The 11,915-nt window shown below is 48.0% G+C and carries 12 protein-coding genes; 8 read left to right on the top strand and 4 right to left on the bottom strand.

The annotated features are described in order from the left end of the window. The first annotated feature begins 153 nt into the window (after positions 1-153). Genes GRF59_RS05910 through GRF59_RS05900 form a run of 3 tightly spaced genes read left to right on the top strand, consistent with a single transcriptional unit; the run spans position 154 to position 3,619 of the window. Positions 154-1,707, top strand: coding sequence for an efflux RND transporter periplasmic adaptor subunit (locus GRF59_RS05910; RefSeq protein ID WP_160496693.1), 1,554 nt, complete (start codon positions 154-156; stop codon positions 1,705-1,707). 44 nt (positions 1,708-1,751) lie between these two features. Then, positions 1,752-2,399, top strand: coding sequence for an ABC transporter ATP-binding protein (locus tag GRF59_RS05905; RefSeq protein WP_160498146.1), 648 nt, complete (start codon positions 1,752-1,754; stop codon positions 2,397-2,399). Between the two features lie 2 nt (positions 2,400-2,401). Then, on the top strand, positions 2,402-3,619 hold the full coding sequence (locus GRF59_RS05900; protein WP_237391648.1) for an ABC transporter permease: 1,218 nt from the start codon (positions 2,402-2,404) through the stop codon (positions 3,617-3,619). Between the two features lie 117 nt (positions 3,620-3,736). Here GRF59_RS05900 and GRF59_RS05895 read toward each other — a convergent pair whose 3' ends face one another. Next, positions 3,737-4,879, bottom strand: coding sequence for a VanZ family protein (locus tag GRF59_RS05895; protein ID WP_160496691.1), 1,143 nt, complete (start codon positions 4,877-4,879; stop codon positions 3,737-3,739). Between the two features lie 220 nt (positions 4,880-5,099). Here GRF59_RS05895 and GRF59_RS05890 point away from each other — a divergent pair, with 220 nt between their 5' ends. Next, complete coding sequence (locus tag GRF59_RS05890; RefSeq protein WP_160496690.1) at positions 5,100-6,449, top strand: amino acid permease; 1,350 nt, start codon at positions 5,100-5,102, stop codon at positions 6,447-6,449. Positions 6,450-6,465: 16 nt separating this feature from the next. Here the strand turns inward: GRF59_RS05890 and GRF59_RS05885 are convergent, their stop codons facing one another. Beyond that, positions 6,466-7,062: a TetR/AcrR family transcriptional regulator gene (locus GRF59_RS05885; RefSeq protein WP_160496689.1), complete on the bottom strand. Its 597-nt coding sequence runs from the start codon at positions 7,060-7,062 to the stop codon at positions 6,466-6,468. Between the two features lie 282 nt (positions 7,063-7,344). Here GRF59_RS05885 and GRF59_RS05880 point away from each other — a divergent pair, with 282 nt between their 5' ends. The 3 genes from GRF59_RS05880 (at position 7,345) to GRF59_RS05870 (ending at position 9,865) form a co-directional block, all read left to right on the top strand. Continuing rightward, a complete protein-coding gene (locus tag GRF59_RS05880) occupies positions 7,345-8,112 on the top strand; it encodes an SDR family NAD(P)-dependent oxidoreductase (protein ID WP_160496688.1) in 768 nt (255 codons plus the stop codon). 33 nt (positions 8,113-8,145) lie between these two features. Beyond that, a complete protein-coding gene (locus tag GRF59_RS05875) occupies positions 8,146-8,898 on the top strand; it encodes an SDR family NAD(P)-dependent oxidoreductase (RefSeq protein ID WP_160496687.1) in 753 nt (250 codons plus the stop codon). 175 nt (positions 8,899-9,073) lie between these two features. Next, positions 9,074-9,865: a hypothetical protein gene (locus GRF59_RS05870; protein WP_160496686.1), complete on the top strand. Its 792-nt coding sequence runs from the start codon at positions 9,074-9,076 to the stop codon at positions 9,863-9,865. A gap of 132 nt (positions 9,866-9,997) precedes the next feature. Here GRF59_RS05870 and GRF59_RS05865 read toward each other — a convergent pair whose 3' ends face one another. Continuing rightward, the gene (locus GRF59_RS05865; RefSeq protein ID WP_160496685.1) at positions 9,998-10,390 is read right to left on the bottom strand and encodes a VOC family protein; all 393 of its coding nucleotides are present in this window, start codon (positions 10,388-10,390) and stop codon (positions 9,998-10,000) included. Positions 10,391-10,665: 275 nt separating this feature from the next. On the opposite strand from GRF59_RS05865, the gene GRF59_RS05860 reads away from it, so the two are divergent. Further along, entirely contained in the window at positions 10,666-10,878 is a 213-nt protein-coding gene (locus GRF59_RS05860; protein WP_160496684.1) for a hypothetical protein, read from the top strand. A 133-nt stretch (positions 10,879-11,011) separates the two neighbouring features. On the opposite strand, the gene GRF59_RS05855 is transcribed toward GRF59_RS05860, so the two are convergent. Beyond that, positions 11,012-11,881 carry a LysR family transcriptional regulator gene (locus GRF59_RS05855; RefSeq protein WP_160496683.1) on the bottom strand — a complete coding sequence of 290 codons (870 nt, stop codon included), beginning with the start codon at positions 11,879-11,881 and terminating at the stop codon, positions 11,012-11,014. Positions 11,882-11,915 lie beyond the last annotated feature (34 nt).

Genomic DNA, 11,915 nt, shown 5'->3' with positions numbered 1-11,915 from the left:
AATTCACTCTGCGAAAATGGATTTATAATTGATACCAGAATATTTAATTCTCCTTTAATGATCATTTCAGCCTTCATTAAGCTGTTTTTCAGCTATTTTTAAATGAAGGGTGGTAAGATCATCTTCAGTTAAGGGAAGGGAGAATGAAGTTGAATGAACAAGGTAACTAAGAACGTATTGATCATCTGCGGCTGCGTTGTCGTGATTGGAGCGGGAGGGACGTATTTTGTCCAGAAAAGCTCGGCAAAGCCTAAGACGGAAACAGCGACGATTACATACGAAGTCAAGAAGGGAGATTTATCAAAAACGGTTACCTCTTCGGGAAATGTGGAGGCTTCTAATTCCGTCAACTTATCCTTCAGCGGGAAATCCAAAGTAACCAAGGTTAACGTCAATGCCGGAGACAAGGTTCAAAAAGGGCAGTTGCTTGCCGAAATGGATGCAACCGCCCTTCAGAATGCGCTCCTGTCGGCACAGGCCAACTACGACAGCGCGAATGCCAAGCTGAAGAGCTTGCAGGACGGCACGGACTCAGACACGATTGCGGATCAAAAGTATCAGGTGTCCAAAGCAAAGTCGGATCTGGATAGCGCGGAAACGGATCTCGCCAACGCTAAAAAACTGGCCAATCCAACCTATGTTCAGCAGCAGATCGACAAAGCCAAGGCAGCGGTGGTGAACGCTCAAACGAAGCTGGATCAAACCAAGCAAGGGACGGATCAGTCTCAGATTCTGTTCGCTCAAGTAGCTTTAGAGAGTGCCCAAAATGCTTATAAACAGGCTGCATCCCGGCAAAGCGGCAGCCAGGATTCAACTCAGTCCTCTGTGACTTCGGCCCAGAGTAAAGCCGACAACGCAAAAAGGACCTACGACCAGGCAGTTACACAGCTGAACAAGCTTCAAAAGGGACCCGAAGCAAGCGAACTCGCGATGGCCAAGGCTAGTGTGGCGCAAGCCCAGGCCAGTCTGAGCGATGCAAAGGCAAATATCCAAGGAGCTAAGATCTACGCACCTTTTAACGGCATGGTTTCGGCAGTGAACATCAAAGCAGGTGAATATCCGGCGGGGGATAGCACTGCGGTATCCATGTTTTCCACGGAAGGTAATTATAAAATTTCGGCTTCCATCGATGACACGGATATTACGGATGTGAAGGTTGGACAAGAAGTTAATATTACTTTTGATGCCATGACAGGCGTGACACTAAAAGGCAAGGTAACCACGAAAGCCGTCCTTGGTGAAATTCAAAGCAGCGGTCTGGTCACTTTCCCGGTAACTGTAGAGATTACTCCTGGACAAGATCAAGCAGATAAGCTGATTCCAGGTCTGAGCGCGACGCTAGCTATCATTACCGACGGCAAGAAGGATGTACTCAGCGTACCGGATGCTGCGATTAAATCATTTGGCGGCAGAAAAATCGTGATGGTTGATCATAACGGTACAACAGAGCAAAAAGAAATCACCACTGGACTTGATGACGGTGCCAGTACCGAAGTGGTATCGGGCCTGACGGAAGGCGATAAAGTCAGCATCACGATGACGACCTCAGCGAATAAATCATCATCCTCGTCCATGATGCAAGGCGGATTTGGCGGTATAGGTGGTTTTGGCAGCGGCCAAATGCAGGGAGGCCGAGAATTCAACCGCAGCGGGGGGACGACCAACCGGCCAAGCGGCACGAGCACAAGTAACGGAGGTGGCCGGTAGTGATCACCTTTGATAATGTGGATAAAATTTATGCTTCCGGCGAGATGAGGGTGCATGCTTTAAAAGGAGTGACCCTGCACATTGAGGAGCGGGAGTTTGTGTCCATCATGGGGCCTTCCGGCTCCGGAAAATCCACCATGATGAATGTAATCGGATGTCTGGATAAACCTAGTTCGGGCATGTACACATTGGACGGGACGGACATTGGCTCCGCAACGTCCAAGCAGCTTTCAGAAGTCCGCAATCAAAAAATCGGTTTTGTTTTTCAGAACTTCAATCTTCTGAAGCGGACCTCCGCCATTGAAAATGTGGAGCTTCCTATGCTGTATGCAGGGAAAAGCAAAAAAACTCGCCGGGAAAGGGCAGAGTACTGTCTTGAACTCGTGGGACTCAAGGACAGGATGCATCATAAGCCAAATGAGCTGTCCGGCGGCCAGCAGCAGCGTGTTGCCATCGCACGTGCCTTGTCCAATGATCCGGCGATAATTTTAGCTGATGAACCAACCGGGAATTTGGATTCCGCATCCTCCGAAGAGATCATGAGTATTTTCAAACAGCTGAATGACGGCGGCAATACCATCGTTCTTGTCACGCATGAACCGGAGATTGCGGCACATACCAATCGAATCATTTGGTTCCGGGATGGGAAAATCGAGTCGGACCGGCTGAGTACGGGGCGTGGCTCCGTATGAACATGAACGAGTTGCTCAAGCTTTCATTCCGTAGTTTGCAATCCAACCTGCTCCGCTCATTTTTAACGATGCTGGGCATCATGATCGGCGTGGCGACGGTCATCGCCATGATTTCGATCGGCCAAGGCACGAACAACCAGGTGACCAGCCAAATCCAGAGTCTTGGTTCCAACCTGATTACAGTAACCGCCTCTTCCAGTTCAGGGCAATCGGGTGCGGCGGGTGGAGGGAGCGACGCAACGCTGAAACTCTCGGATGCCGATCCAATCTCGAAGATCGATACCGTTAAATATGTGGCACCCGTCATGCAGGCCAACACACAGTTTAAAAATGGGGCTAATCTTACCTCTACAAGCATCGTGGGAACGACGCCAAGCTATGCGGACATCAAGTCCTGGGAGACGGATATCGGCCGCTTTTTTACGGAGGATGAGGTGACGGATAAGTCCAAAGTGGTCGTTTTGGGTGCGACTACAGCCGAGAATCTGTTTGGCAAAGCCGGTTTTGACGCCATCGGCAGCATCGTGAAAATCAACAATATACCGTTCCGCGTGATCGGCGTGCTGAAATCGAAAGGTTCCTCGGGCTCCACGGATACGGACGATACGGCGATCGCGCCAATTACAACGGTTCAGGCGAGATTCCAAGCAGGCAGTTCCAAAAGCGCGATCCGTCAGATTCTGGTTGAAGCCAAGTCTCCAAGCTCCATTCAAAGCACGATGTCATTGATGGAATACACGATGCGTCAAAGCCATAAGCTGGGCAGCGGCGAGGATGATTTCAAGGTGCAAAGCCAAGAGGACGTGCTATCATCGGCGGAGAGCGTCACGAAGACGCTGACCCTGTTCCTTGGCGGCGTGGCAGCTATTTCCCTTCTTGTCGGCGGCATCGGCATCATGAACATTATGCTTGTCTCTGTGACGGAACGAACGCGCGAGATCGGAACCCGGAAAGCCATTGGCGCCAAAGAAGGCACCATACTCTCCCAGTTTCTTGTCGAGTCCGTGACGTTAGCCATACTTGGGGGCATCATCGGCGTTCTTCTTGGATTTGGCGGTTCCAAGCTAGTGGGGAACATGATGAGTATCAAGACGGCAATTTCCATGAATTCGGTGCTTCTGGCCGTGGGATTCTCAGCGTGCATCGGCATTATCTTCGGCGTATTTCCCGCCAGGAAAGCCGCCAAGCTGGATCCGATCGAGGCGCTGCGTTACGAATAGCGTGAATGCACGAAAAAAGAGAAAAGAGCCTATAACGGCTCCAAGGGTGTCGAGAAAGTCAACGGACTTTCCGGCACCTTTTTTATGGGGAAATGACTTTCGCATGAAAAAGACCGCCTATCGAAGGCGACCTTTTTCGCTTGAGTGGGTTTCCGTTTCTTCATTTTGCTCCGGCGTGCTGTCCCATAGAATTACATGGCGGGTTTTGCTGATATTTTCGTAAAAAAGCGTCGGCTTCTTTTTGAACACATGAATGACCAGATGGATGAAAAACCATGCATTCATGACAAAAACGACGATACCAAGGAAAAGTCTGGCGAAGTCCGGCACATTATCCAGCGATCCGGCGAGGAGCCGGTTCAGTCCGAAAAATACCCAATACAGCAAGCCGTAACGCTTAACGAGGGCTGCTAATGTAATACGTTCTCCCATCTTGGTCAAGCGGATGCGTACCAGCCATTTTCCGGGAGTCAGTCCGTTCGTGAACCAGGGAATCAGTATAAAGTAAATCCCTGTCGCAACCCAGAAGGATGCGGGGATATGCAGCAGGAAACATATCGCCATTAATATAGGCCAGATCACCGAGTCAATCATGAATGCGATGGCTCGGCGCGTGTATGTCACTCTTTTGGCTGTTAAATCTACATGGTCATCCAGCTTCTCAATTCGCGGCAGAAGGCCGGAAAGCCATTCCGCAGCCAGATATCCGCAAATTCCGCCCAGCGTATTCATGATCAAATCATCGACATCAAACACGCGGTAAGCATGATCATAAAGTCCGTAAATGCCGGTCAGCTGGGTTACCTCAAAAAAGAGGGACAACAGGAATGAATACAAGATGGAGCGGATCCATCCGGTACGGAAATAATATCGCAGCACCATGCCGAATGGAACGGTCAGCACAATATTGAACACGACCTGAAGAAACGCCCGTTCCTTCAGCAGATGCAGATAAGTGGAAGGATCGGACCCGACGACCGATGTTTCCTTCAAAATATCATGGATGAAGTTCAGAGGGAGCAGCTGCATGGCACCCGAGAACAGAGCAGCGTTATGCCGGGAAGCCGGCAGTGGCAGAATGACCAGGAAAAAAGCGTTCATCAGATAGAGCAGAAACAGGTACAGTACAAAAGCGCGAACCTTATTTACATATCCGTATTTTCGGTATTGAAAAATCAGAAACGGCAGCGTAAACAGAAGTGCCGCAACCGGGAAAGACATAAAGGCATAGGAAATGGGAAACAGATAGGAATGTAGCATGAGATCACCGCCATCCTTGTCATCATGATTCTTGACTGCGTAAAGCAGCCGTGTTTGATCATAACACAATTCGAGATGAATCCTGTTTAAATTTAGTTTAAATTTTGCTGAAGCCGAGGAACCTTTATATTCACAAATGCGAACAATGGGGTATACTGAACTATACAATTATGAAAATAGATCGTCATTTTCAAACGATTTACATTGCAGGAGGATATGAATGGGACAAGCAGAAGGATCACTACAGAAAAAATTAAAGCCTAGACATATCAGCTTTATGGCAATGGGCGGCGTCATTGGAACCGGCATCTTCAAGGGCAGCGCGGAAACGATCGGACTTGCGGGACCCGGCGTTGTCGTGACTTATATTTTTGCCGGACTACTGCTTCTGGTGGTCATGGCCGCCATGGCGGAGATGGCAACCGTATATCCGGGCCGGAATATGAAGGATTTCGTGCGCGAAGCTTTTGGAGAAAAGGTCTCCTTCATCATGGGCTGGATGTATTGCTTCATGTGGTTGTCGGTATGCGTAATTGAAATCATCGCTGCAGGCAGCTTTTTGCAGTATTGGTTTTCGGAAGTGCCATTATGGGTGCTTAGTTTAGCCAGCGCGGCTTTTATTATTCTCATTAATTTACTCAGCGTGGGAACCTTCGGAGAATTCGAGTTTTGGCTGGCGGGTATCAAGATTGCCATGATTATTATTTTTATCGTGCTTGGAGCGGGGCTCATCTTTGGGATCATTCCGAGCGAGCATACACCTTATTTGCAGAATTTTACGAATCATGGGGGATTCTTCCCGAACGGTTGGACGTCCATTTTCTCGGCTATGCTGGTCGTGATGTTCTCTTATGGCGGATCCGAACTCATCGGCTTGACCCTGACAGAGACAGAGAATGCAGAACGGATTCTGCCTAAGGTAGTAGGGAATTTTATATTGAGGATTATTTTATTCTTCACACTTCCGATTCTCATCATTTGCGGCTTGATTCCGTGGAATGAAATAGGGCCGGAGAGCAGCCCGTTCGTACAGGTCTTATCATCGACGGGTCTTGCAGGGGCGGCTCATATCATGAACTTCATTCTGGTCACTGCCGTTCTCTCGGCCGCCAATTCGGGGATATACGGCGCATCGCGGATGTTGTTTTCCATGGCTGCCGCCGGCGAAGCTCCGAAAGTTTTCGCCAAAACGAACCGAAAGGGCAGTCCTGTCAATACTCTTTTGTTATGTGCGGTTATTTTGCTGGCTGGCTCCATGCTGGGCATTTTCGCTCAGGATCAGCTTTTCCGCGTGCTGATGGCCGTGCCTGGCTTTGTTGTGCTGCTGGTGTGGATGTGCATCGCACTATCCCAACTGAAGCTCCGCAGCAAGTATCCGGTTACGCCGGCGTTTAAAGTCTGGGGATATCCATATATCACGGGAGCCGTCGTACTGTGTCTGGCCGTCATCGCGGTGATGTTCCTGTTCGACGAGCAGAATCGCTTCAGCATCGGGATTTGCCTGGCTGTTCTTGCGCTGCTTGTCGTTTGGTCTTTTGCCAAATTCCGATCGGGACGGGATCGTCCATGACAAGCCATCGATTCGGTCAGGGCTTTCTAATAAACACAACTCGTTCGATTTTACTGTTAACGAGTGCAAGTAATTGGTCCGCCATATAGGTCGCCGAATATTTAAAGTCATTTTCTGCCCAGTGCATGATGACGCCCACGGTGGCGGACAACCGATAGCTCAGCATCAGTTCATAATCCAGGGGAGGATCACTTGGTTCCATTTCCATATGCATATCCTCCCGCATGGATTGGCGCAATGCCTCATACAGATCCTTACTGATTGATTTATGTATCGAAAGGAGTGCCTTAAACTCATTTTTATGATCCTCGATATGCTCAAACAGCTTCAGGCTGGAGGGATAGATTTGAGTTGCATCAACCTCTTCCATTCCTGGGTAGGGGTCCAGGAGCGCTTGGCGAATGCCACGTAAAAAATGCTCGCGGATCTCATTCAAAAGTTCATCTTTACCAACATAGTGCTTATAAAAAGTTCCCCGGTTATAATCCGCTTTGTCGGCCACATCCTGAATCGTGACCGAATCGTATCCTTCTTCCAAAATCAGTTCAACAAAGGCGCTTCGTATGGCTTGTCTGGTTCTTCTGGCTCTACGGTCTAGTTTCTCGTTCGACATGAATCGGTTGTACCTCCATTTCTCTAACTATCCCTATCTTACCTGACATCCAAAGAATAATCGATATTCATGAAGGTTAAGCAACAAATCGCTCTGTTTTGTTCTTTATCCGGGAGTTCGGATACATTTTAGTGTGATCTGTCACCTACGCAACAATACCTTAAAATATGATTATTGTATATGCAACTAAATGGGAGTAACCTATGGATGTAGGCGAGAATGATCCCGCTTACATCCTCATCAAGGAACTTTTAAATATATAAAAAGGAAGGCGAATATACAATGAGCGAATCTCAAGTGAAAACAGCCGTCATTACCGGTGCAGCCGGAGGGATCGGCAAAGAGCTTGCCCGCCGTCTTGCTGATCGTAAATTGAATCTGGTCCTGGTGGATTTGAAAAAAGAAGCCATCGATCAGGTGATTGAAGAACTGGGACTCAATGATCGCAACGCGTTGGCCGTTGCTGCCGATGTATCCAAAGAGGAAGATGTGCAAAATTACGTCAACCAAGCGATTGAGAAGTTTGGTACGATTGACTATTTTGCCAACAATGCGGGGATTGAAGGTCCTTCAGGCCTGATCGATGAACAAAGCGTTAAGGCTCTGGATATGGTCTACAACGTGAACGTCAGAGGCGTGTTCCTCGGACTGCATTACGTCATTCCGGTTATGAAAAAACAAAAATCCGGAGCGATCCTGAACACATCTTCGCTTGCTGGTTTGATGGGGGCTCCCGGAATGGCGCCGTACATCATGTCCAAGCATGCCGTGATTGGTTTGACACGCGTTGCAGCGAACGAACTGGCTCCTCTGGGCATTCGTGTAAATGCGGTCCTTCCCGGAACGATAAATACGCGCATGATGCGTCAAATCGAGAAGAATTCTGGAGCTCCCGATCAATACAAGGAAGCCAATGAAGCGGCTACTCCGCTTGGACGTTACGGTGAGCCTGAGGAAGTCGCTGCTGTGATGAACTTCCTGCTGTCGGACGAAGCCTCGTTCGTAACTGCGTCCTTGTACACCGTAGACGGGGGTATGGTCGGACAGTAAGTATCTACAAATGAAGAATTGGAGTGAACAATCATGAGATTGCAGAATAAAGTATTGATCGTCACCGGTGCAGGCAGCGGAATTGGCCGGGCTACGTCCTTGAAGCTGGCTTCCGAAGGCGCAGTTATCGTATCTTCTGACTACAATGAAGCTACAGCCAAAGAAACGGCGGAAATGATTCAAAAAACAGGCGGACAAGCATCATATGTGAGAGCAGACGTTTCCAAACCTGAGGATATTCAGAACCTGATCGATCAGACCGTGGCCACACACGGTACCATCGACGGGATCTTCAACAATGCCGGAGTAGGAGACGTGCGATCCTTCGACGAACATACACCTGAATATTTTAACCATGTCATTTCCGTGGACCAATTCGGCGTGTATTTGGGTATATATTATGCTTCCAAAAAGATGAAGGAGCTTGGTGTTCAAGGTACTATCGTGAATACGGCATCGATTTTCGGATACATGGCAGCGAAGGGCAGCTTCGCTTATCAAGCGGCAAAGGCAGCCGTGGTCATGATGACCAAGTCCGCAGCACTTGAGCTTGCCGAAGACGGAATCCGCGTGGTTGCCGTTGCGCCTGGATTTATTGATACGCCGATTATTAAAGACGGAGATGACTTCAAGAACTTCCTGGCGGATCAGCATCTGAGCAAAAAACTGATTCAGCCGGAGCAAATTGCCGATGTGGTTACGTTCCTGTTCTCTGCTGAAGCTTCGGCCGTCAACGGACAAACCGTTCCGGTCGACGATGGATTTTTGATCTTCAAACGTTCCTGATAAGAACGAATGTTCTAGAAAAGTGATTGACTTCGCTTCTGAACGCGTATATATTATGAATATAAAACGAACGGATGTGCGGGAGAAGCACCTCGCAAGATGGGCATTATGCCTTTCTTGGGGGTGCTTTTTTTGCATTCCAACGCTAATTCTTTATGAACTGGAGTTGATTTCATTGTTGAATCGAACAAACAAGTACAATCGCGTTGTGACCATTGTTTTGGTTTTTATGATGTGTCTGATGATGGGTATATCCGGCCCGTCATATGCACTCGCTTCAGACTCGGTCTGGGAAGCTGCGCTGGAGGACATCGGAAAGCTTCACGATACCTTTATTGGTCTGGAATCGGCGAATCAACTGGAAAAGCAGCAAATTCAAGATCTGCGCAAGCAAAATAACGATAAGCTTAAACTGATCAATACGCGCGTGCAGCTCATCGACATGGTTAAACTCGATAAACTGAAAACAGAAGCGGAACAGGTACAGAAGAAGTATGCACCGCTGTTGGCGGAGTATAGCGAGCTTGGCAGGAAGGCTACTGAAGCGAGAAAGCGCAAAGACTCAAAATCGGCTCTTTTGTATGATCTCAAACGTAACCGTCTAAAGACATCGGTCAATAACGCGCGGCAGGAGATTAAGGGGAAGAAGGATGCTTATCTGGCGGCAAAGAAGATAGCCTCCGCAAAGGCAAAGGTCGTCAAAGATATTTTGATTGGCGTGCAGGCTCTAAAGAGACAAATTACAGCGGAGAATCAGAAAATGGCGGAATGGAACAAGGACAGGGCGGCTGCGGACAAACGGTATAAAGCAGCCGTTAAGGCGGGAAACGCGGTGACAACAGCATCCGAATTAAAGCAAATCGTTGCGGAACTGAACCGGATTCATGACGCGCAGAATAAGATTATGGGTTGGGAGAGGGACGTTGCCCAAACGCTGCGATCAGCGGAAGCGAAATTGCCTTCGTGACAATACGTTTTTGATGAACCATTATCGATTGAATGACTCGTAGTGAGAACCAATTTGAAGGTGCCACACGTTACGGCATGATAAATGAAAAGACCGGATGGCCGCTTAAGGCTTCCGGTCTCGTAGTGTATTCTAGTAGCTTAACTGCCATGAGACCCCGAATTTATCCTGGACCCAGCCGAACTTTTTCGCGAATGGATATGTCGACAAAGGCATGAGGACGGCTCCTTCCTCGGACAGCTTATGGAAAGCCTCGGTGATCTCCTCTTCGGAATCACAGGTAACAAACATGGAGATGGCGGGCGTGAACGAGAAAGCATGCTTCACATTGCTGTCAATGCACATGAACGACTGACCTTTCAGCGAAAAATCCGCCTTCTGCACAGACCCCTCAGCCCCCGCTTCATTCTCTCCATAGCGAGTGATGCTATGAATCTCCGATGATGTAAAAATCGAGACATAGAAGTTCATGGCTTCTTCGGCATGTCCCTCAAACATAAGAAAGGGGGTAATGCTGGAATTCATAAAATAGATCAGCTCCTTTTTGCTGTAGAGATCACAACTCTTAGTACTAGCTTACCGTATTTATTTCATGATAGCCAAACTCACTTTGTGTATGCACTCGAATTGGGTTAAAATATCACTACTATAATAAATTGAACTAAAGAAATAGAAAGCACTCCGCCTGTACTCCGGGTGAAATCAAGGAGAAGCCAAGCTAAACTTTAGTTCATTTTATATAGGCAAATACAAATGAGAAATCATTCTATTCATTCGAACGTAAAGGAGAACCATAGATTATGGCTACAACCCGAGAGCTTCTTACCGATGCCGATTTTCAGGAGGCTGAACAGAAGAAGATGCCGATCCGCGTCTTTCGAGACGATCATCTCATCGATGCTCTAACTTATATCGTCCGGTTTACGGATACGACGATTATTACCCAGTCGGATGTTAGTGATATGACCTATCATTCCCGCCGGGAATGCCAGTTTTATGAGCTTCGAAAATAACAAAAAGTCACGATTTTGAAGACTCTGTTGACTTGGCAATGATAAGATGGAAGCTCAAAAAAGAGAACCTTTGGGTTCTCTTTTTTGGTTATAGAGAATTGCTTTATTTCCCTGACATTCGCTGATCATGATCCTAAAGACTTATGAATTCAATAAATTCTTTCAAGGCATGGGACACCCATTTTTTGGGATGCATGACCAACTGCAGCTTTAAATGCAGTTCATGGCCGACCAGCGGGAGGATCGCTAGCTCGCCTCTGCGAATTTCATCGTCTGCGGCCATTTTCGGCAGGATGGATATGCCGTTGCCGGATATCACGCACCGTTTAATCGCTTCGGGATTTCCCAGCTCCAGATCGATCTGAAAGGGAATTCCTTTGGATTTCAAAATCTTCTCCATCATGATTCTGTAGTTACAGCTGTCTTCTGGCATAATCCATTCGGCGTTATTCAGATCGTCTAGATGGACATTATCCAGATGGGCAAGCGGGTGCTCTGGATTGACGATCAGCACAAGAGGTTCTGTTCGAAGGGTCTGCCAGATCAGAGAGGTATCGGAAGGATGATTATCGAGAATCAAACCGATGTCAAGATCGCCTTCTTTGACTCTTTTGACAATATGGTCTTCCTGTTCGGGGAGCAATCGGATACGCAAGTCGGAATGCTGCTCACGAATCTTTTCAAGATAGATGGGCAGAAAATAGGAGGCAAGTGAATCCATGGTTCCGATCGAGAGGGTACCGCCTCCCTGCCTGTTTAACTTTTCGTGGGACTGCTGGTACAAATCGAGCATTTGGACCGCGAGGGGAAGGAGTTCTTCTCCTGCGGAAGTAAGACGCATGATTTTGCCATAACGTTCAAAGAGTTGTACGCCGTAAAGCTTCTCCAGCTTCTGAATTTGCGTTGTGACGCTGGATTGTGCATATCCGAGCTCTTCGGCAGCGCGGGTAAAGCTTTGCCGGACAGCAACCTCACGGAAGGTTTGAAAGTACGTTAAGTCCATAACGCTCACCTCATCAATATTATTGATAACGACC

The organism is Paenibacillus dendrobii, assembly GCF_009807035.1.
Taxonomy (GTDB): Bacteria; Bacillota; Bacilli; order Paenibacillales; family Paenibacillaceae; genus Paenibacillus_AQ; species Paenibacillus_AQ dendrobii.
The sequence above is the reverse complement of the archived record's forward strand: the minus strand, read 5'-3'. Positions and strand labels throughout refer to the sequence as shown.